Consider the following 25040-nt stretch of genomic DNA (forward strand, 5'->3'; position numbering starts at 1 on the left):
TGACAGTTTGTCATATTAATATTGCACCTAAATGAATATAAAAACCAACAAAAAAGCGCTGATGATACATCAGCGCTTTTTTAAATATAAAATATTTTTCAGACCTATTGAGCTTGGCTCTTAGCTTCTTGTTTCATTTGATTACCAGCAACGATAACAATTTCTACACGACGGTTTGCTGCACGACCTGCTTCAGTATCATTACTCTCCAAAGGCTCAGAGAAATTTCGTCCTTCCGTACGGATACGAGAGGAAGCTAAACCTTGAGAAACTGCAAATGCACGAACCGCATTAGCACGGTTTTCAGAAACTTTTTGATTGGCATCTAAAGATCCAACGTTATCCGTATGACCGATAACCAAGATATCAGTACCTTGCTCTTTATTTAAAGTCGCAACTAAGTTTTTAATATTTTCTCTCGCAGAAGCTTTCAAATCAGATTTATTAAAATCAAATAAAATACCTGAATCAAATTTAACCACGATACCTTCACCCGCTTGAGTAACTTCAGCACCCTCAACAGTTTTAGCGATCTCGGCAGCTTGTTTGTCCATCTTCTTACCAATTAAGACACCTGCAGCACCACCGATAGCAGCACCTGCAATAGTACCAATAGCGGTACTACCAGCCTTGTTGCCTATTAAAGCTCCTAATGCACCTCCTGCAACCCCACCAATTACGCCACCTTTTGTGGTATTATTTGTATTTTGAATTGTTGAACAACTCCCAAATAACATTGCTGATGTAGCCACTGTAAGACCAAAAACAGCTAACTTCTTATTCATTTTCATAATTATAATATCTTAAATAATATTTCCAGTGTGATTCCAAAGCTATATGAAACAAACCGAATGCCAAAAAATAAATAATAGCCAACAAACGCCGATTTTAGTAACAAAAATGTCGACAATAGTTGACAGATATAAAATTAAACTGATTATTTTTCCTGTGTCTTCACTTCAATATCTGGAAGAGTAAGCCCCTCTGGACGGCCATTTTTATTAAAATCAGCAAGAGAACGTTGCACATACTCCAAAAAATCATAATGTTGCCAATTTGCAACCATATTCGGAGATGGCCTATAAATGCGCATAAAGGAATCTAAATCTTTATCATCCAATTTTGTTATTTCTCGGACAGCGTCCTTAGAAAAAACCTTATCCACCTGCAACTGTTCTTTTTCACTGTCTAGAAAACGACTGAAACGCTTTGCATTTTTAGCCTCACGCCCAAAAAGGTTATAAAGAGCAGTGGCCGGGCTAGCCAAGTAGGTTCCAAACTTATTACTACCACCATTATAAACGCCCTTCTTTCCGTAGTCACGCATAGCTTCATTTAATTCCGCTTCCTTAGTTTTACGTTCTATAATAACGGTCTCTAGTCGAATTCCTGATTGCAATTCAACATAGAAATCTTTAAGATCACTAATTAAAGTTTTCGCCTCAGCGTAACCGATTTTAGAAAAAGATAAACTATCTCCAATAGATGCTTCAATTACAAATACACCAAATGAATTGGACACAACAGATTTATTTGTCCTCAAATTACGAACATTCACCTCCGGAAGACGCAATGAAGTCCCTTTTTCGAACACCATCCCTGAGATACGCTGTATTTGTTGTGCCTGAACATTTGTGCCTAAAAAAAACAGGAACACGAAGCTAAGCAAACTGATATGGCAAATTATTTTTCTATACATATTTAAATAAAAGTAATAATAGTTTGACACATCAATTGTTAAAAAAGTTTAAATATTTAAGAATTCCTATTTATAAGGATAAAAGACAAAATTTGCACCTTCAGGAACAATAACTAACAAACACATAAAATCCTGTGCACGCTTAAACTTTTTGATAAACGCGTCTTTCCTATCCTCTTTAATAATATTTGATTCAACAAGCTCTTCAAATGTAGAAGCGTTAATACTCCAGTTTGTTTTTAGCTCGACATGATCTAAAATCAATTCACCGACATTAACAACATGTTGGTGCGCTATAAAAATTGGATACGCAGATAAGCCCTCAGCCATAATTTCTAAAGATATCTCCTTAATCGAATCACTATAATAATCTAAATCGATCTTTAAACTCTTTAGGGGACTAGATTTTTGGCTATCATCTTCATTATTTTTCGATGCCCCAAACCACTCTTCTATTTCCATAATTATCCCTTTAATTTTAATAAAACAACATTTTCAACATGTTGTGTATGCGGAAACATATCAACAGGTTTAATACGAACCACATCATATTTTTCAGCCAATAAAGTCAAATCACGTGCCTGAGTCGCCGCATTACAACTTACATAAACAATTTTTGGAGATTCCATTTCTAATAGTCGTGCAACAACATCGGTATGCATACCAGCACGAGGGGGATCTGTAATGACTACATCAGGTTTGCCATGTTTAGCAATAAAGCTTGCCGTTAGCACATCTTTCATATCTCCTGCATAAAATTTCGTGTTTTTCACGCCATTTATTTCCGAATTGATTTTCGCATCTTCAATTGCCGACGGCACATATTCAACACCAATAACCTCCTTAGCATATTTAGCAACAAAATTTGCAATTGTACCAGCGCCTGTATACAAATCATATACAAGTTCATCACCAGACAAGCCTGCAAAATCTCGGGTTATTTTATACAGTTCATAAGCTTGCGCAGAGTTCGTTTGATAAAATGACTTTGGTCCAACCTTAAATTTAAGACCTTCCATTTCCTCATAAATGAAATCGCGTCCATTATAAATCTCTATTTCCTGATCAAAAATCGTATCATTCTTTTTCTGATTAATAATATAAAGAAGAGAAGTTATTGACGGAAACTTATCCTTAATGAAAGACATTAATAGCTCAACTTGTCCTTCTTCTGGATAAGCGAACACCACGATCACCATCAATTCTCCTGTTGAAGAAATACGAATGATTAAATTACGTAACACGCCACTATGATCACGTAAATCATAAAATGATAGCGCATTTGCGACAGCAAATTCTCGAACACTATTACGCAATACATTAGAAGGATCTTCTTGCAAATAGCAATGACTAACATTAAGAATCTTATCGAATCTTCCCGGAACGTGGAAACCTAGAGCATCCATATTCATATCTTCCACATTATCATCCAAAGTCGTCAACCATTTCTTATTAGAAAAAGTGTACTCCAATTTATTCCTATAATATTCCGTCTGCCCAGATGCCAATATAGGCTCCATTGAAGAAGTATCAACTTTGCCAATACGTGTGAGCGCATTTTCTACAGACTGCTGTTTAAACAACAGCTGTGCATCATAGGTCATATGTTGCCATTTGCAACCACCGCATACTCCAAAATGCTCACAAAAAGGTTCAACACGATATTCAGATGCTTTCTTCAAGGTCTGAATACGACCTTCACCAAAGCTTTTCTTTTTGCGCATCAATTCAACATCAACCACATCACCTGGAATTGCCTTTTCAACAAACAATACCAAATCATCTGTTTTTCCAACACCCTTACCTTCTTCTGCAATATCAATAATCGCGATATCGTTGAAAACTAATCTTTCTTGTGAATTTCTTCTTCTCATATTGGCGCAAAATTACGCTTTTTTGATCAGAATTTTAATGAATAGTTGCGTGAACTAAATAAGGAAGAATTTCCTTTTGAAAAGAAATGAAATTTTTACGCACATCTGCTTCTGTAACCGCTGTAAATGCAAATGAAAATACAATGTTTTTGCTCGTCTTAATAAGGAAAGTCAGCTTCTTTTCGGAGATAGAAGCTGCAATGGTATCATTTTGAATAAAAGAACTCAGCAATAAAAATTCTAAATCATCGGAGAGCGTCTTTAAATACTCCTGCGCATTAGCAGATTCACGAATAAATTCCCAACCTACAAATTCATTACAGACTGTATAAGTAAGGCGGCTAACTTTCAAAATTGTATTTCCAAGAAAAACTGCCAAATCCTCTTCTCCGACGTTCTTTTTCAGAATATCCTTCACATTCTCTTGAATATACTCCATTAAAATAGCGTGAAGAATCAGCTCTTTACTATCAAAATATTTATAGAATGTCGCTTTTGCTATATTAGCTCTTTTTGCCAATTCATTAACGCTGGTTTTATTATAACCGTACTTACGAAATAGCTCTCGAGCAGATCTTTTGATAGATTCAATAATTTTATCTGCTTCCATAAATTTATCTTGAAAATTTAAGTACATGAACCAAACGTCGAGCAACCACAACGTTTAAAATACGATTATTCATCAATAAAATTTCATTATCAAACACATATTTATTTGCATTAATGAAAAAAGAAATCACATTATCTATACCTTTTAAAATCAATTTCTTGATTAAAAGTATAGATAATGTGATTAAATAATCTATTCGTTCTATCATTAAATGATTTCGCTTTCAAATTGAGATAAGAACCTCACATCATTTTCAGAAAACAATCGTAAATCTTTAATCTCATATTTTAAATTGGTGACACGCTCAATCCCCATACCGAAAGCAAAGCCAGAGTATTTTTTACTATCGATACCACAGTTATCTAAAACGTTTGGATCTACCATACCGCAACCTAAGATCTCTACCCAACCGGAGTATTTACACAATTGGCAACCTGCACCTTTACAAATTGTACATGAAATATCCATCTCAGCAGATGGCTCTGTAAACGGAAAGTAGGAAGGGCGGAAACGCACCTGTGTACCTTCACCATATAATTCCTGCACAAAGTGAAACAATGTTTGCTTCAAATCCGCAAAAGAAACATTCTCATCCACATACAATCCCTCCACTTGATGGAAGAAACAGTGTGCACGAGCAGAAATCGCTTCATTACGATAAACACGACCAGGCATAATAGCGCGGAAAGGTGGCTTACCAGCTTCCATTAAACGAACCTGTACCGATGAGGTATGCGTACGCAATGTAATATCATTCCCTTCTTGTTTTTTAATAAAGAAAGTATCCTGCATATCACGAGCAGGATGTTCCGGAGGAAAATTTAAAGCCGAAAAGTTATGCCAGTCATCTTCAATTTCAGGTCCCTCAGAAACGATAAAACCCAATTTCTTAAAAATCTCAACAATCTCTTTACGTACCAAAGACAGTGGATGACGGGATCCCAACTTCAAACCCTGACCAGGTAAAGTAAGATCACCTTCACTCTTTTGAGCCTGTGATTTATTCGCACCAAATTTTTCGTGAGCCTCTTGGTATGTTTTTTCAGCAAATTGTTTAAACTCGTTCAATACCATACCCAAAACACGCTTCTCTTCTACAGAAACAGTTTTAAATTCATCAAACAAACTTTTAACAATACCTTTTGAAACTAAAAATTTCAATCTGAAATTTTCTACATCAGCTGAAGAAGTTGGAGCAAATTGCTTAATTTCCTCAGTATACTGCGTTATTTTATCTTGCAACATAATTATTCAAAGATACACCAAAATATTATAAAAGATAAAGGGTTTTCGTAAGTGAAGTTCAAATTTATGTAACAAGAGCAAAAAAATAATCACAAAAAAAGAGCATCATTAAAAAAGATGCTCTTTTTCGAAATATATTCCAGCACCTAAAACGGTAATGGATCACTATCATTCTCATTCTCTGTAAAATCGACTTCAACCTCCTTATTCTCAATCTTATCTGCATGAGATTGAGCAGGGGGAGCTGTAGGAGGTTCAAAATCAGATTTCCTTCCTAATAGGGTGAAGTTCTCAGCTACAATTTCAGTAGAATAACGTCTTATACCCTCTTTATCTTCATATGAACGCGTTCTTAAGCGTCCTTCAATATAAACTAACTTTCCTTTTGTCAGATACTTTGCTGCGACATCCGCCAATCCACGCCAAAGAACAACTGTATGCCACTCCGTTTGCTCTACACGTTTTCCATCTCGATTAAAATTTTCTGATGTTGCTAATGGAAAACTAGCAACAGAGACATTATTGTCTAAATATCTAATTTCTGGATCTTTGCCTAAATGGCCTACTAGAATAACTTTGTTGACTCCTGACATAATATTTAAGGTATTTGGTTATAATTTAGCTGTTTCTAAAAAAGAAAATATGAGCTTATGTTTAGCTAATTTATCCAAATCTTTTAATAAAACATAATTCCAATTTACTTTTTTTTGCTCCAAATCCCTAGAGCTTAACACGCTATAGAAAGTCGCATAAATATTTTGATGGCTTAAAACATGTTTTTTATTCCGTTGCAACAAACTTATTGTAACTTCTGGCCCAAATAAAGCTAAAAACTCTGGATGAGCAGTTATTTCCAACCCTTCTAAAGCCTCAGAAGTTTCAATCATAGGAAATTCATACAAATTCTCCCAAACATCAGATGCGCCACGCTTAGACATTAAAATTTCATCGTCCTTTTGAATAATAAAGTAGTGAAAATAACGATTTCTGCTTTTCTTAGCTTTAATTTTCACAGGTAAATCAGCCACCATTCCATGCGTATAGGCAAAACAGTCTAATTGCAATTCACATTCACCACATAATGGAGCCTTTGGCTTACAATGTAGAGCACCAAAATCCATAATCGCTTGGTTATACAATGCCGGATAGTCTCGATCAAGATTATCCTTTGCCAATTGCGTAAAGATTTTTTTACCCGCAGGAGTATTAATAGCCGTCTCTACACCAAAATAACGAGATAAAACACGAAAAACATTTCCGTCTAACACTGCTTGCTGTTCATCATTCGAAAAAGAAGAAATCGCCGCTGCAGTATACTCCCCAACTCCCGGCAGTTTAATTAATTCTACATACGATTTAGGGAATTCACCTTGATACATATCACGCACAATTCCTGCAGCCTTATGCATATTTCGGCCACGGGAATAATACCCAAGTCCCTGCCATAAATGCAAAATATCATCTTCAGAAGCGTTAGCAAAAGCTAAAACATCAGCATATCGATCCACAAACCGCAAGTAATAAGGCATGCCCTGCTCTACACGGGTTTGCTGTAAAATAATTTCAGACAACCATATTTTATAAGCATCCCTTGTATTTCGCCAAGGCAGATCACGCTGATGATCATGATACCATTCTATTATTTTTTTTGCAAATGACATCCTGCAAAAATGCGTTTTTTTATACCAGCTATCAAATTAATCCCCGTCAATTATTTATTCATTTCCTTTTCAAGAATCGCTTTCAGCTCATTGACTTTTTCAGGATTATTTTTTGCAATGTTGATTTTTTCTCCTTTATCTGTGCGCAGATCATACAATTGATCAACCTCGTCGTTTCCAAGCTCAATATTGACTAGGCTATTTCTTTTTGCGCCCTTACCAGCCTTAATATATTTGTAATTATCCTTTAATACACTCAAAGTACCTGATGCTTTTATTAGATAAGGTCTTCCTACCAGATCTTTACCCATAAAGCTTTTCCAAGTATTTTCACTATCAACAGCCTCCCCTTTAGGATATTTAACATTCAGAAAAGAAGCAAAGCTGCTCAATAAATCAACCTGACAAACTAAAGCATCCGATGTAGTACCCTTTTTAATCATTTTTGGCCAGCTGATTATAAAAGGAACACGCGTCCCCGCTTCAAATGCAGAATATTTCCCACCACTATAAGGTCCAAATGGATTATGTCCATTTAACTGACTAACAGCACCGTCATCATAACCATCATCCAGCACAGGTCCATTATCACTAGAAAAAATAATAATCGTATTCTCGTATACGTTATTATCTTTTAATGTTTTAACCAGTTGTCCAACAGTATAATCCAGTTGCAGTATAGCATCTCCGCGATAACCCAATCCACTTTTACCCTTAAACATTGTCGCAGGCATACGAGGCACATGTGGTTCGGTGGCATTATAAGTAAGGAAAAAAGGCTTTTGATAATGATCTTGTATAAAACGGATCGCTTTATCTGCAAATGTTAACGTTAATTCTTCATCAACCCACTTAGCCTCTTTGCCACCTGACATCCATCCGATTCTACCTATGCCATTCACAATGGTATTATCATGACCATGATTAAGAGAATTTTTCATCTTCAGCAACTCCGGATTTTCTTTACCAGTAGGCTCACTACCTACTTTTTTATTATAAGAAACCATTATCGGATCTGCCTTATTAACACCAAGTACATGATGATTTTCCAAGAAAACAGTTGGCACACGATCGGCAGTAGCTGGAAAAATAAAGGAATAATCATAGCCAACTTCCAAAGGACCTGGTTTGACACTCCCATTCCAGTCCTTATCCACTTGATTTCCAAGACCTAAATGCCATTTCCCAATCACAGCGGTTTGATACCCCGCATCTTTAAATACTTTGGGTAACGTTATTTTATCCTGAGGAATAATCAATTTAGCATCACCTGGTAAAATACCTGTACCTGTCTGTCTGAATGGATAATTGCCCGTCATTAGAGAATATCGAGACGGCGTACAAGTCGCTGCCGTAGCATGACCATTTGTAAATCTGATTCCTTCCGAAGCCAAAGCATCCAGATTGGGGGTATTTAATTTTGTAGCGCCATAACTTCCTAGGTCGCCATATCCTAGATCATCAACATAGATCAGAACAACATTAGGTTTCTGTTGCTGTCCCTCTACCTGAGTAACAGAGCCAACTAAAGTCAGCAGACTAATAATATAGTGGTTTACCAATTTCATTATAATTTTTTATTAAAGATAGTTAATGCATCATGATCCTCCACTTTCATGATTTCACGTTTTAATTTCTTTTTCAGATCCTTCACAATCTTTGCGGGAGCAGTAGTATAAATATTTTTCATTTCAGATGGATCTTGAGTAAGATCATATAACTCCCAAGAATTGAAACGTTTATAAAAACGGATCAGTTTGTAATGTCCATCGCTCACACCAAAATGAGGTGAAACAGCATGTTCTCCATTTTCATAATAATGATAGTACAAATTTTGACGTCCCCGTTTATCTTTTCCAGTGAGCACATCAACAAATGATTGACCTTGCATCTCCTGGGGTTTCTTCACTCCTGCCAACTGCAGCAACGTTGGAGCAATATCAACATTCATAATCTGAGCGTCGGATACCGTCCCTTTGGCAATCATTTCAGGAAATTTAGCAATCATTGGAGTCCTGAAAGACTCCTCATACATAAATCGTTTATCAAACCATCCATGCTCGCCCATATAAAAACCTTGATCCGACAAATAAATAACAATTGTATTCTTCTCCAAGTCATGTTCCTTCAAATAATCCAGCACGCGACCAATATTACGGTCCATAGATTCAGCAGTATTCAAATAATCAATCATATAACGACGATATTTCCATTCTGCCAAAGCTTTTCCAGAAAGTTGCTTCATATCCAGTTGCTCTTTGATAGGCTTATAATAGGCCAAGTATTTACGCCACTGATCGTCATTCATACGGGAAAAATTGCCTTCCTTCTTCATTGCCGCTACAGAGTTGTACATTTTAAGATCATATCCCATCTGCATATCTTTGTCAATTGACATTTCTTGCCCCCCGGCAGGCAATCGTCCCTCATAATCATCATAAAAATTTGCAGGAAGAGGAAATTCCTTTTCATCATTTTTGCCAAAATCTTGCGGATCAGGCATCCAGGTACGATGGGTAGCCTTGTGGCCTATAACAAGACAAAATGGATTACTTTTATCTAAAGAATCCAACCAGTGAGTTGCCTTATCCGTAACAATATCAGACACATAACCATTAACGGTCTCTCTTTGATTATTTGCGTTCACAAAAGTCGGATTAAAATAATGTCCCTGCCCCACCAACACGCTAAAATAATCAAAACCCTGAGGTTCATTACCTAAGTGCTGTTTTCCAATCCAGGCCGTTTTATAACCTACCTTTTGTAAGTCTTTAACAAACAAATCTTGACTATGATCAAAGTTTGATGTTTCATTATCCTTAAAGCCGTTTTTATGACTATATTTTCCCGTTAATAAAGTAGCTCTACTCGGTCCACAGATCGAATTCGTTACATAAGCCTTGTTAAAACGGATACCTGCTGTTGCGATTCTGTCAATATTTGGCGTATGTCCCAAGGTAGAACCATAGGCACCAATTGTCTGGTACGAATGATCATCCGAAATGATAATAACAATATTTGGCTTTTGTTGAGCAAAAGCGAGCACCTTTGCTACACAGAGAACTATTAATAATGCGGTCTTCTTCATGAATTATAAAAGAATTAGTTTTGGTTGAATTTCAAATATACAGAAACGATTTAAAACAGCAATTTGAAGAAATGCTGTAACGAAAAAATCACAGCAACAAACTTTACCCCTTAAAAGAATTTAGAAAATGCATAATTTCGCAGTTCATAGAAAAAACAATGAAAAGTAAACACTTTCAAACACTTATCCTGCTATTAATTTTTGTTAATTTCTCCAATGCACAGGAGAAAATGTATAAAATTCAATTTGCTCTCCATATGGGCGGAGTTGCAGAGGCAGAATCTGTAGCAGATCTTTATTCCACTCGCGACTTCCTACGAGTAGAAAATAAATTTATGGATAAAACAGTTCAGATATCTGACTTTAACAAACACAAAGCCTATACATTAGATTACGATAATGAAAACTATTATGAGGAGGAGCTGTTATCAGGAAAATTAACTGTCACTGATACTGAAGACCCCATCTCAACAGCTGATCTACAGGTTGAATTTATAACAGGAGAATCCAAATCAATTGCAGGCTACAACTGTAACAAAGCCATCATCACACTTCCAATTGAAACAGAAGAAGGAAATCCAATTATTGAAGTCTGGTATACGAAAGCTCTCCCTAAAATGTACTGGGGAGAATATGGTTATTTAGAGAAGATCCCCGGCGCGGCATTATCCATATCAGCCTATGAAATGGGAATTCAAGCTTTTAAAGTTACAGCATCAGAAATAAATCCTTCATTATTTGAAATCCCTGCTGATTTTGAACTTATCGAAAAAGCTGAAGAACAATTCACATTTGAACCTACTCAATTAGATGAAAACAGAGTATCCTATTTTGACGAAAACACCGGATACATTGGTATCTCCGATGAGGATGGCAATCAAGTTACACCTGCTAAATATAGCATTATTCAAGAATACATTGCAGGATATGCCGTAGCTGTAGATTCTAATAATAGCTATGGTCTATTAAATCTTGAAGGCAAAGAAGTTATACCATGTCAATATGAACACTTAGCAAGAACGGAAGATGGTCCATTATTATTTTCAAAAAATGACCAATACGGATTTATGGATACGAATGCTCATATCATTATTCCTGCATTATACAGCTATGCCCGTGAATTCGACAATGAACATGCCATCGTAACAACAAAAACTGGATCAGGTGTCATTGACAGGACTGGGAAGATAATCATTCCTACTAAATTTGAACTCATTCACGAATTTCAAAATGGAACAGCTGTCATATCAGAAGAAGAACTATATTACCTAGTTGACCATCAGGAGAAAAAACTTAGTGCAGCTTTCGAATTTATAACAAACGGTGGGGAGAATCTCTGGCTTTGTATGCAGAACGAAAAATATGGATTCATTGATTTAAAAGGCAAACCTGTCACGCCCATTAAATATCAGTACGCAGCTCCGTTCGATTCTGGGTTATCTTTAGTCTCAGAAAATGGAGAAGATTTTTTTTATATCGACCATAAAGGAAAATTCGTCCAAAAGATGGAAACAGAGTAATAATAATAAAATGAGGCAATTACTTGTCTCATTTTTGTTTTAGCTCAGGTTTCTGTTTCTTTGCATTAAAAATATAACATGGAAAAATTGAGCTTTAAGATTGCAACATTACACCGGGGCAGATATATGTTGCTCATGATGCTATTTGTCCTAGCTCTTGTTTACATCGTATCGAGACTGCCTTTATCCGAAGTAGTAAAAATAATGGGCTCCTTATTTTCATTGCCTCTTGTCTTGTATATTGCCGTAAAATGCTCAAGAAAACCAACAGTTTGGACTATTGACAATGAATCTCTAACAATAGAAGATCCCACTTCTCATAAAATCATACCGCTCAATACCATAGACTATGTGCGTAATTTAAGACGATCGGGAGGCAATCTTATCATCATTAAATTAAAAACCGGAGCGCACGTCAGAGCTTGGAGAAATAAGTTATTCGAATCGGAAGATGATCTCAAGAATCTCTGTCAATCACTAAAAGACAGTAAATTAGAATATTACGACATGTAACAAATACATAAAAAGAGAAAGATTGTAACTAAAGTTACAATCTTTCTCTTTTTTCTTCCTTTACTTTGTGTCACATTAGGATTGATTATTATGTATGAAATTATTCAAAAACCATGGCCTTGGTATATATCAGGTCCATTGATTGCCCTTATCATGTTTTTATTACTAAAACAGGGCAAAGATTTTGGGATGTCCAATAATTTAAGAACAATGTGTTCAATAGCAGGGGCAGGTAAAACAAGCTCTTTTTTCCGGTTTGACTGGAAATCACAGATTTGGAATCTATTAGTAGTACTAGGCACTATAATCGGGGGATTCATAGCGCATTTCTATCTAAGTGATGGGAGCACACCTGATATTAACAGCAAAAGTGTCCTTGACCTTCAATCGTTAGGTATTATAGAAAATCTACAAGGATATATGCCCGACCGTCTGTTTCTATTTGATGGCTCACTTTTTCAGTTTTTACTCTTAAGCATTGGTGGCTTATTAATCGGTTTTGGGACCCGTTATGCTGGAGGATGCTCGTCAGGACATGCCATCTCCGGATTGAGCAACTTTCAATTGCCCTCATTGATTGCCGTTATCGGTTTTTTTATTGGCGGGATCATCATGGTTCAATTTATATTCCCACTTATTTTCTAAATCCTTATGAAACAGTTAAAATTTATATTAATTGGAATACTCTTTGGTATCATCATGTATAAGTCAGAGGCCGCTTCCTGGTACCGCATATATGAAATGTTCCAATTCAGATCATTTCACATGTATGGAATAATTGGTACAGCTTTAACCACAGCAATTATAATTGTACAAATAATCAAACGTAAGAATATCAAAGATACGAGTGGCCAAGATATTCAATTCATAGATAAAAACAGGAGTATCACACGCTACCTTCTTGGAGGAACAATCTTTGGGTTAGGCTGGGCGCTCACCGGCGCATGTCCCGGACCAATGTTTACACTCCTAGGAGCAGGATATTGGACCATGGGAATTGTACTGGTATTTGCACTCCTGGGAACGTGGTTATATGGCCTTTTAAGAAATAAGTTACCTCATTAAACACTAACAAATGATCACAGTTCAACAAGCATTTTCTGGAATTTTTGAGAAAGAATTGATCGTAGAAATCGAACAAGTTGCCATCGTCAAAAAATTTAAAGCAGGCGAAGTAATCATAGACATTGGTCAGTATATTAAATTTATGCCACTTCTATTAGATGGCGTCATCAAGATTATTCGCGAAGACAAAAAAGAAGGTGAACTGTTATTATACTTTTTAGAAAAAGGAGATACTTGCGCCATGTCTATAGCTTGTTGTGTTGGGGCAAAAAAAAGTGAAATCAGAGCAATTGCTGATACCGATACTATAGTTGCTATGATACCCAATCAATATCTAGATGGCTGGATGGGGCATTATAAATCCTGGAGAAATTTTATTTTGGAGAGCTACTCCAATCGACTCAATGAGATGCTAACAACCGTCGACAACATCGCTTTTTTGCAAATGGACGTTCGGATCATGAACTACTTAAAAGAAAAAGCAACAATCATTCAATCACAAGACATTGACATCACACACCAAGTAATTGCCAATGACCTCAATACATCTCGTGTAGTGGTATCGCGCATATTAAAATCATTAGAAAACCAAGGGAGGATTCTATTGCAAAGGAATAATATCCAGCTACTTTAATGAATAAAATAAAACACTCAAAGGTAACTTATGTTACCTTTTATGATTTAATAAGGCCATACCTTTGAAAAAAAAGGAATAATATGATGGAATTATCACTCATTCTCGGATACACATTAGCAATAGCTGTAGGCCTCACAATGGGTATTATGGGCAGTGGCGGCAGTATTTTAACACTACCTATATTTGTTTACTTATTTCATATAGAGCCCATCCAGGCACTTGATTATTCTTTATTTACCATTAGCATAATATCACTAATAGGCTCCATTGGACACGTGTACAAAAAAGAAATTGATTTTAAAACAACAACATTATTTATTCTTCCATCGCTGCTAGCGGTGTACATTACGAAGCAATATATACTTCCAAATATTCCCAATAGTATCCCTATCAATCAGAGTACTATCTCGAAAGATCAGATTATTATGAGTTTCTTTTCAGTACTGATTTTAGTCTCGGCATTTGTAATGCTTAAAAGAAATAATAATAATAATAATAATAATAATAATAATAATAATAATAATAATTCTGGAAGAGTACGCAATACTATAGCTCATTTAATAACCATCGGATTTATCACTGGATTATTAACTGGATTGGTGGGGGCCGGAGGAGGATTTATCATCGTACCCGCACTCGTATTATTAATGAAAATTAACATTAAACAAGCCACGGCGGCATCCCTATTCATTATTACCATTAACGCCACATTCGGTCTACTCAGCAATTTCAGACACTTAGATCAAATCAATTGGGCAATATTAATTATCTTTACAGGAATCACACTGATTGGATTGATGATTGGATTCCAATTGAAAACGAAATTAAAGCCAGAAAATTTAAAAGTAGTATTTGGATACTTTCTTGGAGCAATAGGCATTGCCATAGCAGGTACCGAAATCAGTCAGTTTATAAATTTATAAAGAAATAAATTATGTTTTTCCAACACATTTTCGAATCATCATTAGCACATGCAAGTTACCTTATTGGCTGTCAAGCCAAAGGCGTAGCAATTGTGATAGATCCTAAAAGAGATGTAGACACATACCTATCAATTGCAGAAAAAAACAATTTAAAAATAACTCATATCGCAGAAACCCACATTCATGCCGACTATCTTTCGGGATCATTAGAATTAGCATCGCTAACAGGAGCTCAACTCTATCTATCTGATGAAGGAGGGCCAGAGTGGCAGTATGATTTTGATCATATCGGGTTAAAGCATCAAGATGAAATAAAATTAGGGAATCTTATTTTCAAAGTACTACATACACCAGGACATACGCCTGAAAGTATCAGTTTCCTATTAACCGATACTCCAGCAACGAGCGAACCCGTCATGTTATTTACAGGAGATTTTGTCTTCGTTGGCGATGTGGGTCGTCCAGATCTATTAGAAAATGCGGCAGGACTTATTGGCACAAAAGAAATTGGAGCACATCAAATGTTCGAATCCTTGAAAATATTTGCCAACCTTCCCGAATTCGTCCAAGTATGGCCTGCACATGGAGCAGGATCAGCGTGTGGAAAAGCTTTAGGCGCAGTCCCAAGTACAACTGTCGGATATGAAAAAGTAAGAAACTGGGCATTACAATTTGGAAATAATGAAGTGGGATTTGTAGAAGAACTGTTAAGTGGGCAGCCAGAACCACCAAAGTATTTTGCAATGATGAAAAAACTCAACAAAATCAAGCGTCCATTATTAACATCCGTACCCAATTACAAAGAATTAGAGACGAATGAATTTGTATCGCATTATCAAAATAATGTAACAGTTATTGATACACGCCATAAAATAGAGTTTGCAAAAGGATTTATCCCAAATAGCATTAACATTCAAAATAACAAAGCATTCAGCAATTGGGCTGGCTGGATATTAGATTATAATAACCCTTTTATACTCATTGTTTCAAAAGACCAATTAGAAGACGTTACACGAAAACTAATGCGCATAGGTATTGATCAGGCGATTGGTTTTATCACTCCCGAAACAATAACGACACTTGGCTTACCTCTTGAAAAGCAGAAAATTATTGATTTCGAAGAAATGAATAATGCTTTAAATAATCCTAATGCACAAATTCTAGATGTTCGCAATGAGAATGAATTTAAAACTGCACATCTTCCAAATGCAACACATTTATTCGTGGGAACTTTAACCGAAAATCTTCATAAAATTGACACCAACAAAGAACTTTATTTACACTGTCAGTCAGGAGATCGTGCTACTATAGCCACTTCACTCCTTTATAGAGCAGGGATAAAAAAGATTAAAAATTATAGTGGTTCCATGAAAGATTGGAAAGAAAAGAATGGCCAGCTTATTAAATAGAAAAAGCGGATTAATCCGCTTTTTCTATTTTTAAAGACTACGTTCAGAAATCTTGAAGTATGTGAGGACATTCGTCTTATTATCAACAATATCGCCCTTTTTATTTGTGCCCAATTTATGATTAACCACTGAAATATATTGATAATTATCAGCGTCAGATTCATAAATCGTGACAGTTGCAAACGTAGCACCCAAATCATCACTTTGAAGATACGTTTGTAGGCTTGCAAAATCTTTTTTTTGCAAATTCTGTTCGGGTATCTGCTTATCTTGGATATAAGCAATTTGTTTTTCCAGTTCCCTTTTTCTCATCCATTCATTACCCCTCTCAGAAAAAGGTTCAGTTGTCTTACCCGAAAAGGCTAATACCATAGGATAGATAATAATGGTAGCCGCCTCAATACCCCATAAAATCCACAAAGGCCAGCCACTCACAACATTTTTCTGTAGAGAAAAAGTTCCAACTGCATTTAATTCTTGAATCCCGCTAAAGGTATCCGTTGGGTGAAATAGAAAGTATAAAAAACCATCCAAATTAAAGGAAGACTTCACCCATATATCACCTCCCATTGTACCTTCCGCATTAAACATCAAAGAAACAAATAAGCACCATTGCGCATAACAGGCAACCAAAGTACAGATCAAAGTAAGCAAAAGTGCAATCATCCTGTTCCTAACTTTTCCTATCTTTAGAAGAACATCAATGACATAAAATAAACCATATGCTAATCCAAATGTGATTAAAAAATTGAAATACACAAGTGGTATAAACCATTGCAAAGCAATATAAACAATAGCTAAAATAACAGAAGCACATAATCCAGCAACAATAGCAAATAGGACTCCCCCAATCGGAGCTTTTCCTGAAGATTTATAATAGGTTTCCTCCATATAAATTTGATTAGATATATATCTAAAATAACAATTGAAAGATGTAAAAACAACCCTTTATCAAACAAATATTACAAAACAGCACTTCTTTAAGTTCCACAAATTCCTAATCATTTTTGTAAATTTGGACCATGAATTTGAAATACCTCTACACATTAATCGTAGGATTGTTCGTCTTTCAGACAGCAACAGCACAACGAAAAGGCTATTGGCAACAGACCGTAGATTATAAAATGAACATTGATGTGAATGAGAAGACATATCAATATGACGGAAATATGCAATTGAAATACAGTAATAATTCAGGACAATCACTCAAAAAAGTGTATTTCCACCTGTATTTCAACGCCTTTCAACCAGGATCAATGATGGACAACAGACTGGCAAACATTGCCGATCCAGACAAAAGAATGACCACCAATCTTGGAACAAAAGATAAACCCAAATACCAGAGCCGTATTGCTACATTAACAGCAAAACAAATTGGTTATCAAAAAATAAAATCATTAACGATGAATGGTAACAACACCAATTTCAAAGTTGATGGTACCATTTTAGAAGTGACCCTTCCTAATGAAATTGAAGACGGCGAAACCGCAACATTTGAGATGAACTGGGAAGCCCAAGTCCCTGAACAAATCAGAAGATCGGGACGCAATTCTAAAGAAGGAGTCGCCTTATCCATGGCGCAATGGTATCCTAAAATGGCACATTTTGATGAATTTGGATGGCACTTAGATGAGTATATTGGACGCGAATTTATCGCCCCATTTGGAGACTTTGATATCACCATCAATATCAACAAAAATTATATTCTAGGCGCATCCGGTGTTTTACAAAACCCTACAGAAGTAAAAGGCTATGTTGGAAAACCAAGGATTAAAGCAAAAGATAATAAAGTCCAATGGCACTATGTTGCTAAAAACATCCATGACTTTGTTTGGGCTGCAGATCCAAAATTTGTTGTTGACTCCGCGAAGAGCAACCAAGGAGTGCATGTTTATACAGTATATGTTCCAGAAAGCGATTCTGTCAAAACAAATTGGAAAACAGCACTTGGATTAGCAACAGAGTTTTTTGATTTCAATTCTAAGACATTTGGAGCTTACCCTTGGCCAAATTATACCATTATCCAAGGAGGAGATGGAGGAATGGAATATGGAACTGCAACGTTGGTTACAGGTGGCCGTAATTTAAAAAGCCTAGTTGGTGTCATCTTCCACGAAGCAGCCCACTCGTGGTACCAGCACTTATTTGGCATTAATGAAACCGTAGACGAATGGTTTGACGAAGGTTTCACTTCTTATGTAGAAGAACTTGCCATGCAAAATCTATTTGAAAAACGTGGAGCCATTGAAGCTAACCCATCAATAGAAGCTTATCGTGCATATTACAAACTAGCTTTATCAGGAAAAGAAGAACCTGCAAGCCTACTTGCCGATTATTACAACACCAACTATGCATACAGTAATGAAGCTTACAACAAAGGCCAGGTACTAGCAGTACAGTTGGGTTATATTATCGGTAAAGATAACTTGGACAAAACATTTTTAGAATTCTATAAACAATGGAAATTCAAACATCCAACACCGAATGATTTTAAAAGAATTGCAGAAAATATATCAGGAATCAATCTGAAATGGTACTTCAACCTCTTTATAAACACAACTCGTAAGATTGATTATGCAATCAAAACGGTTACCGATAAAGAAATTATCTTACAGAACAAATCCGACTTTGCAATGCCTATTGATCTATCAGTAACCTATGAAGATGGCACAAAAGAACTTTTCTATATCCCATTACGTGAAATGAGAGGCGAAAAGCCATCGGAAAACTTCAAGATATACGAAGGTATTAAAAGAACAACATTGGAAGACTGGAACTGGACACAGCCATCCTATGAGATCAATTTAACAAAAAAACCAGCAAAAGTAATCATTGATCCATCGCTACGCTTAGCAGATATTGAATCCAACGACAATATCTGGGAAAAGAAATAACATAAAAATAAGAGGCCGGTTAATAAACCGGCCTCTTATTTTTATGTTAATCTTCCCGACTTCCATCATCAGCCATGCGCACAATCTTCGGAGAGAAACTCGCGATAATATCTACCAGATCTTCTTGCGCAGCCATCACCTCGTGAATATTTTTATAAGCCATTGGTGCTTCATCCAATCCGGCACCGATTAAAGTGATACCATTATCCGACAACATGGATTTTAGATCTTTACGGGCTATGGTTTTTATAGCTTTCGTACGACTCATCAAACGTCCAGCACCATGAGAAGCCGAATGAATTGCCTCCTCTTTTCCTTTCCCTCGTACTAAGAAACCTGGAGTTGCCATCGATCCAGGAATAATACCCAGCACCCCTTTCGCGGCAGGAGTTGCTCCCTTCCGATGCACAATCACCTCCTCGCCTTGGTGTAACTCCTTCCATGCAAAATTATGATGATTTTCGATCATCGCCAATCGCTCTGCACCTAATGCCCTACCGATTTTCTCATGTATTACCTCGTGGCAAGCCGAAGCATAATCACCAGCAAGATTCATCGCTAACCAATACTCTTGCCCTTCCGCAGTATCTAAACTCATATAAGCCAAATTCTGAGCTTCATAAGGTAAAGAACAAAGCTTTTTAGCCAATTTAGTATAATGATCGGCAATAGTTGCGCCCAATCCCCTAGATCCCGAGTGCGTCAATAAAGCCACATATCGACCTTTCTCAATACCAAGTGTACGATCTGTTTCTTTAAACTCCATGACCCCAAATTCAACAAAGTGATTTCCCCCACCAGAAGAGCCTAACTGCGTCCAAGCCTTATCCTTTAATTGACGAATAAAATCATTCGCTTCAAAAGCTTTATTCGCTAATACAGCGTGGTCAACACGTTCATGTTTTAAATAACCATGTCCAGCACCAAATTTGGTATTATCCATAATCACTTTCTTATATAAATCATGATGCAGATAAAGATGCTCTTCGGGTACATCAAAAATTGACAATGCCATTCGACAACCGATATCAACACCCACACCATAAGGAATGACAGCATGATGAGTAGCCAATACCCCACCAATTGGCAAACCATATCCTTGATGCGCATCGGGCATTAATGCTCCTGCAACTGCAATAGGAAGCTTCATCGCTAGATCCATCTGGCGCAATGCCCCCTCTTCAATCTGTGACTCACCATAAATAGTGTATTGTTGTTTCCCCTCCTTTAAAGAAATCGTAGCTTTAGCTACTTCATCAACATTTAAAAGTGCTGACGCTAGCGACTTGAATAGCCCATCCTCCAAATAGCTATCCGGAGTGGCCAATACTTCTGCAAACTTCAACAACATCTCTTCACGGGTAAACCCTAATCTCTTTTTATTAATTTTCAATGCTTCACCTAAAGCAAAATTCTCTTCATAGCCTAAAGCAATTAAGTCATTGCCATTTATTCTTTTATTTTCCATCATGATCTTACTCAAATCCATTGTACTGAAACCATTGCTTACAGATTGACAATCTTTCACATCGGTTATTCATTTCTCTTAAGCAAGGAACAGCACCTCTTTACCGCTGTCCCCTGCGCCTCTTTATTTATACCTCCGTTTTACGCTAAAATAAAACGATAACTCTATCATTTCACAAACAGCTGCTTCAGCTGATCCACAATCTGACCATTACCCGAAACCGAAATATTGTTTATTTTTTCTGCAATCTTCTCCACATATTCCATCTCTTTCAATTTAAACAACATCGCGTTATCTTCCATTAATTTCGCTGTATTCAACAAGCTTCTTGTAGAAGCAGTTTCTTCACGCCGCGTGATGATATTGGCTTGAGCTTTTTTTTCCGCGACCAGTACCTGATTCATTATCTCTCGGATATCTCCTGGCAAGATGATATCTTTAACACCGGCATGAAATACCTTGACACCCAGCAATTCAACCTGTGAAGCAGTCTCCTCTAGCACATGTGCGTTGATTGCAGATTTATTGTCCATCAGTTCATCCAAAGTCATTCGACCTATATAAGAACGTAATGCCAATTGCATCAACATATACAACTGCTTCTCAAAATCTTTGTTTTCAAGCATTGCTTTCAGTACATCCACAACTTGGTACTGTATCGAAAAATTAATCCTAATCTGCGCCTTGTCTTTAGTCAAAATCTCTTGACCAGCAATATCCATAGTCGTCAATCGTATATCTACTTTTGAAATACTGATGGATGTCGCATTTTTCCACCAGTAATATGTACCCGCTTCCAATATCTTTGAAAATGCTCCATTAAGAAATAGTAAACCTTTTTCCGAAGGCTCCAACTTAAACTGCCGTACGTAGTAAGCCAGCGTCTGCTTCTCCAACAGTTGCTTATGTACTGTCGTTCCTATTTCTATATCAGTAATATCCTCCTTTTGAAAATGATAGGTTAATAAACCCTTCCAGAAAACATGCCTGCCCGCTGCTAGTACCTGCTTATAGTTGTTGTTAACAAAAATCAGACAGATCTCATTATCGGAAACTTCCACCAATTCCACATGCTCCGAAAAACCTGCAAGCTGCATCAATACATCGACATCCAAGCTACCTGGAAAAGGCTTCGACAAATCATATAATTCCAGTTTTTCACCAAAACCTAGCCAGTATTTTCCAGCAGGCACTACGCGGATATAACGATTTTTTTTAACAACTAATCCCAATTGATTGATATCTATACTTACTCTTTTCATTTCTAATTTTATTTTTTATTATACTCTTCCCCAACACAAAACACTGTGTTTTATCAGAATATACTATTGTTCTAACATTTTCTCGCGATCAAAAAGATCATCCAATTATTTATAAACGCTTCGATTCCTGTTTATTGAATATGACCGGAATATAAAAGTGGGCTAAAAGAAAAATAAAATGATGACAGCTTATCCCTAAATAAAATACAGCCCATTCCTGTATTACTTTTAAGTATTCCACTATCCTCAACCCTATTGTTGCTTTTAGAACCTATTTTATACTACAAAGACCCCATTCAATTGTCTGCCCTTTTCACAAAAAGAGAAAACCAAACGAGAGACGAAGCGCTTATTAAGTGGAAACTTTTTTAAAGAAAGTTTAAACTTGAACATGGAACTTTCGTTCCTCCAACCGATGGACACACTTTTGAGATGTGCGTGGGATTCGAACCCACCTTTTTGTTGTACTCTACCCCCTGAGTTACTCCGTTCGAGACGGAGGTAGGATTCGAACCTACGACCCCAACATGAGACAATAGTAGTTTTTTAAGTCAGCATATTATTTTCAACTGAAATAATACTACCCTGCTATACAGAAACAGGAGACGAGGACTTTAAAATAATCCACTATGTCATACACCTTTTCAGGTATATATCTTAAAAGCTATTCGCTTAATTTCTCAAAGAACTATTTGTCTTGATCGACATTACAAATGTGCACACCTAATCACGCAACCTTACTGCGTAGCAAAAAATACTTTTAAAAAACAATACAAAAAATACATATATAACTGAAAATCAAATTTATAAATTTGAATATATATAAAAAAAATCTTAACAAAAAACTTCATGCGCAAATACATTGCGCAGTAAAAATGAATTTTGTACATTTAACTTTGTAAAATTTCATCAAAAAGAAGATGTCCACCAATAAACTTGCATTAATACGCTACAAAACCATAGACAGTTGTTTATGTCAACGTCATCGCAAATGGACGTTAGAAGATCTCATTGAAAAAGTATCCAATGCCCTTTACGAACTGGAAGGTATCCATAATGGGATAAGTAAAAGAACGATTCAAGGAGACATACAGCTTATGCGTAGCAATAAGTTAGGATATAATGCTCCAATCATTGTGACAGATCGGAAATTTTACAGCTATAGTGATCCAAAATATAGCATCAGTAATTCACCCATCACCTCCTTAGATATGAAGAAGATGAAAGAAGCCGTGGATTTACTCAAGCATCTTAATGGATTTTCTTATTTTGACGAGATGAGTGATATGATCTTACGTTTAGAAAATACACTCATTAAATCCGTAGGAATTCAAAAACCTGTCGTGCAAATGGAAAGTAATAAACTACTGAAAGGTTTGAACTGGATCAGTACCTTACATCATGCCATCCTCGAAGAAATACCTTTACTTATCACCTACAAATCATTTAAGTCGCTTGCACCAACGCAAGATGTTTATTACCCATACCTTTTAAAAGAATACCGAAATAGGTGGTTTTTAATCTGTAAACCAAAAAAAGGAAAATTATTACTCAACCTTGCCCTTGATCGTATTGTAGATATTGATGAAATGGCAAAAAATGGTTTCATAGCCTATGATGGAATTGATTTCGATCGTTACTTTGCCGATACAATCGGCGTAACAAAAAGCCACAAAGACCGAGGCCAAAAAGTAATTTTAAAAATTGACAGTTTCAATGCTCCTTATGTAGAGACCAAACCATTACACAGCTCTCAACAGATCATCGATAAAAATAATGATGGTAGTATCATGATTCGTCTTGATGTCGTTTTAAACTTTGAACTGGAACGAGAAATATTGGGCTTTGGCGAGAATATAGAGGTTATTGCTCCCCGTAATCTACGCGATCGGATCAAAAGAAGAGTTCATAAAAACATGCAACAGTATACCAAAGAAATAGAATAAATCCATTTAAATATGGATTTTCCTTTACCTTTGCCTTCATATAAAACGTACCCATGATCTACTTTCACATTCCATTCTGTAAGCAAGCCTGTCATTACTGTGACTTTCACTTCAGCACGTCACTGAAATATAAAGACGAAATGCTCAGCATGCTATACAAGGAAGTGGAACTTAGAGCTGATTATCTGGAAGACAAAAATATTCAGTCCATTTACTTTGGCGGTGGCACCCCCTCTATACTAGAAGCGGAAGATATCTCCAGACTGATTGACAAAGTATCGCAGCATTTCGAAATTGACACCAATGTTGAGATTACCTTAGAAGCTAATCCCGACGATCTTAAGCGAGAAAAAGTAGCGAAACTGCGGCAAACAGAAATCAATCGTTTTAGTATCGGCATTCAATCCTTTTTTGAAGAAGATCTAAGATGGATGAACCGGGCACACAATCAAGAAGAAGCCGAATCCTGTATTATGCGGGTTCAAGATGCTGGATTCGAAAATATAACCTGCGACCTGATCTATGGCTTTCCATTATTAACCGATGAAAAGTGGAAAATGAATATGCAAAAGCTACTGGATTTTCAGATTCCGCATATCTCATCCTACTCGATGACTGTAGAAAAGAAAACAGCGCTCGATCATATGATCAAAACAGGAAAAGCAGCCGCAATAGATAGCGATCAAGCAGCGGATCAAATGTTGATGCTGATTGATCGATTAACAACTGCAGGGTTTGAACAATATGAAATTTCTAATTTTGCTAAAAATGGGATGTATGCAAAGCATAATACGAACTATTGGAAAGGAAAGCATTATTTAGGCATAGGTCCATCTGCACATTCATTTAATGGTACATCACGTTCATGGAATATCGCGAATAATGCCAAATATATACACGATATCTACCAAGGAGTACTTCCTTTGGAAACTGAAGAATTATCAGCCTTAGACCGTATCAATGAATATACGATGACCTCACTAAGGACGATGTGGGGTATTAATCTTACAATAGTGGAAGATAAATTCGGATCAGAGGTTAAAAAACAATTATTGAACAATGCTGAAGAGTTCATCTACAACAAGCAGTTAACTCAAGTTGAAAATCAGCTGACCCTTACAGATACAGGAAAACTCATGGCCGATCACATTATGTCAGAACTGTTTATTGTAGACTAAATGATCAAACTTGTATGATCAAAGTTCGATCATATTTCTCATAAACAC

At 36.4% G+C, this 25040-nt stretch carries 23 protein-coding genes; 10 read left to right on the forward strand and 13 right to left on the reverse strand.

Translation table 11 applies throughout. The features are described from left to right. Positions 1-104 precede the first annotated feature (104 nt). The 10 genes from HCX49_RS19170 to HCX49_RS19215 all read right to left on the reverse strand — a co-directional run bounded on the left by HCX49_RS19170 (position 105) and on the right by HCX49_RS19215 (position 10177). Entirely contained in the window at positions 105-785 is a 681-nt protein-coding gene (locus tag HCX49_RS19170) for an OmpA family protein (RefSeq protein WP_231577295.1), read from the reverse strand. A 152-nt stretch (positions 786-937) separates the two neighbouring features. Continuing rightward, positions 938-1699, reverse strand: coding sequence for a hypothetical protein (locus HCX49_RS19175; RefSeq protein WP_132771589.1), 762 nt, complete (start codon positions 1697-1699; stop codon positions 938-940). A 66-nt stretch (positions 1700-1765) separates the two neighbouring features. Continuing rightward, positions 1766-2161, reverse strand: a complete 396-nt coding sequence (locus HCX49_RS19180) for a hypothetical protein (RefSeq protein ID WP_021192201.1) — start codon at positions 2159-2161, stop codon at positions 1766-1768. A 2-nt stretch (positions 2162-2163) separates the two neighbouring features. Next, positions 2164-3573, reverse strand: a complete 1410-nt coding sequence (gene rlmD / locus HCX49_RS19185; RefSeq protein WP_168127910.1) for a 23S rRNA (uracil(1939)-C(5))-methyltransferase RlmD — start codon at positions 3571-3573, stop codon at positions 2164-2166. A 34-nt stretch (positions 3574-3607) separates the two neighbouring features. Continuing rightward, positions 3608-4183: a TetR/AcrR family transcriptional regulator gene (locus HCX49_RS19190; RefSeq protein ID WP_031289705.1), complete on the reverse strand. Its 576-nt coding sequence runs from the start codon at positions 4181-4183 to the stop codon at positions 3608-3610. Positions 4184-4390: 207 nt separating this feature from the next. Continuing rightward, positions 4391-5428, reverse strand: a complete 1038-nt coding sequence (pheS, locus tag HCX49_RS19195; protein WP_132771591.1) for a phenylalanine--tRNA ligase subunit alpha — start codon at positions 5426-5428, stop codon at positions 4391-4393. 146 nt (positions 5429-5574) lie between these two features. Next, complete coding sequence (locus HCX49_RS19200) at positions 5575-6021, reverse strand: single-stranded DNA-binding protein (RefSeq protein ID WP_021192203.1); 447 nt, start codon at positions 6019-6021, stop codon at positions 5575-5577. Positions 6022-6039: 18 nt separating this feature from the next. Next, positions 6040-7089, reverse strand: a complete 1050-nt coding sequence (gene mutY / locus HCX49_RS19205; RefSeq protein WP_021192204.1) for an A/G-specific adenine glycosylase — start codon at positions 7087-7089, stop codon at positions 6040-6042. A 50-nt stretch (positions 7090-7139) separates the two neighbouring features. Beyond that, positions 7140-8657, reverse strand: a complete 1518-nt coding sequence (locus HCX49_RS19210) for a sulfatase family protein (RefSeq protein WP_132843520.1) — start codon at positions 8655-8657, stop codon at positions 7140-7142. Continuing rightward, positions 8657-10177 (reverse strand): sulfatase, encoded by a 1521-nt coding sequence (locus HCX49_RS19215; RefSeq protein ID WP_168127911.1) that lies wholly within the window; start codon positions 10175-10177, stop codon positions 8657-8659. The genes HCX49_RS19210 and HCX49_RS19215 overlap by 1 nt, the downstream gene beginning before the upstream one ends. Positions 10178-10335: 158 nt before the next feature. On the opposite strand from HCX49_RS19215, the gene HCX49_RS19220 reads away from it, so the two are divergent. The 7 genes from HCX49_RS19220 (at position 10336) to HCX49_RS19250 (ending at position 16244) form a co-directional block, all read left to right on the forward strand. Beyond that, the gene (locus HCX49_RS19220; protein WP_132771594.1) at positions 10336-11697 is read left to right on the forward strand and encodes a WG repeat-containing protein; all 1362 of its coding nucleotides are present in this window, start codon (positions 10336-10338) and stop codon (positions 11695-11697) included. A gap of 78 nt (positions 11698-11775) precedes the next feature. Beyond that, positions 11776-12210, forward strand: a complete 435-nt coding sequence (locus HCX49_RS19225; protein WP_132771595.1) for a hypothetical protein — start codon at positions 11776-11778, stop codon at positions 12208-12210. Positions 12211-12300: 90 nt separating this feature from the next. Beyond that, a complete protein-coding gene (locus HCX49_RS19230; protein ID WP_021192209.1) occupies positions 12301-12855 on the forward strand; it encodes a YeeE/YedE family protein in 555 nt (184 codons plus the stop codon). Positions 12856-12861: 6 nt separating this feature from the next. Continuing rightward, on the forward strand, positions 12862-13275 hold the full coding sequence (locus tag HCX49_RS19235) for a DUF6691 family protein (protein ID WP_021192210.1): 414 nt from the start codon (positions 12862-12864) through the stop codon (positions 13273-13275). Between the two features lie 10 nt (positions 13276-13285). Then, a complete protein-coding gene (locus HCX49_RS19240) occupies positions 13286-13909 on the forward strand; it encodes a Crp/Fnr family transcriptional regulator (RefSeq protein ID WP_132771596.1) in 624 nt (207 codons plus the stop codon). A gap of 83 nt (positions 13910-13992) precedes the next feature. Beyond that, positions 13993-14835, forward strand: a complete 843-nt coding sequence (locus HCX49_RS19245) for a sulfite exporter TauE/SafE family protein (RefSeq protein ID WP_168127912.1) — start codon at positions 13993-13995, stop codon at positions 14833-14835. A gap of 11 nt (positions 14836-14846) precedes the next feature. Next, complete coding sequence (locus HCX49_RS19250) at positions 14847-16244, forward strand: MBL fold metallo-hydrolase (RefSeq protein WP_021192213.1); 1398 nt, start codon at positions 14847-14849, stop codon at positions 16242-16244. A 30-nt stretch (positions 16245-16274) separates the two neighbouring features. Here the strand turns inward: HCX49_RS19250 and HCX49_RS19255 are convergent, their stop codons facing one another. Continuing rightward, positions 16275-17135, reverse strand: coding sequence for a hypothetical protein (locus HCX49_RS19255; RefSeq protein WP_132771598.1), 861 nt, complete (start codon positions 17133-17135; stop codon positions 16275-16277). 131 nt (positions 17136-17266) lie between these two features. On the opposite strand from HCX49_RS19255, the gene HCX49_RS19260 reads away from it, so the two are divergent. After that, on the forward strand, positions 17267-19138 hold the full coding sequence (locus tag HCX49_RS19260) for a M1 family metallopeptidase (RefSeq protein ID WP_168127913.1): 1872 nt from the start codon (positions 17267-17269) through the stop codon (positions 19136-19138). Between the two features lie 46 nt (positions 19139-19184). Here HCX49_RS19260 and HCX49_RS19265 read toward each other — a convergent pair whose 3' ends face one another. Beyond that, on the reverse strand, positions 19185-20666 hold the full coding sequence (locus HCX49_RS19265) for an RtcB family protein (RefSeq protein ID WP_243655461.1): 1482 nt from the start codon (positions 20664-20666) through the stop codon (positions 19185-19187). Between the two features lie 107 nt (positions 20667-20773). Further along, entirely contained in the window at positions 20774-21868 is a 1095-nt protein-coding gene (locus HCX49_RS19270) for a slipin family protein (protein ID WP_132771600.1), read from the reverse strand. Positions 21869-22788: 920 nt separating this feature from the next. Between HCX49_RS19270 and HCX49_RS19275 the strand changes: the two genes are divergently transcribed. Together HCX49_RS19275 and hemW are read left to right on the forward strand one after the other, a co-directional pair. Next, positions 22789-23814 (forward strand): helix-turn-helix transcriptional regulator, encoded by a 1026-nt coding sequence (locus HCX49_RS19275; protein WP_132771601.1) that lies wholly within the window; start codon positions 22789-22791, stop codon positions 23812-23814. 53 nt (positions 23815-23867) lie between these two features. Further along, positions 23868-24992 carry a radical SAM family heme chaperone HemW gene (gene hemW / locus HCX49_RS19280; protein ID WP_031286993.1) on the forward strand — a complete coding sequence of 375 codons (1125 nt, stop codon included), beginning with the start codon at positions 23868-23870 and terminating at the stop codon, positions 24990-24992. Positions 24993-25040: the final 48 nt, after the last annotated feature.

Source organism: Sphingobacterium sp. B16(2022), assembly GCF_012030425.1.
GTDB classification, from domain to species: domain Bacteria; phylum Bacteroidota; class Bacteroidia; order Sphingobacteriales; family Sphingobacteriaceae; genus Sphingobacterium; species Sphingobacterium anhuiense.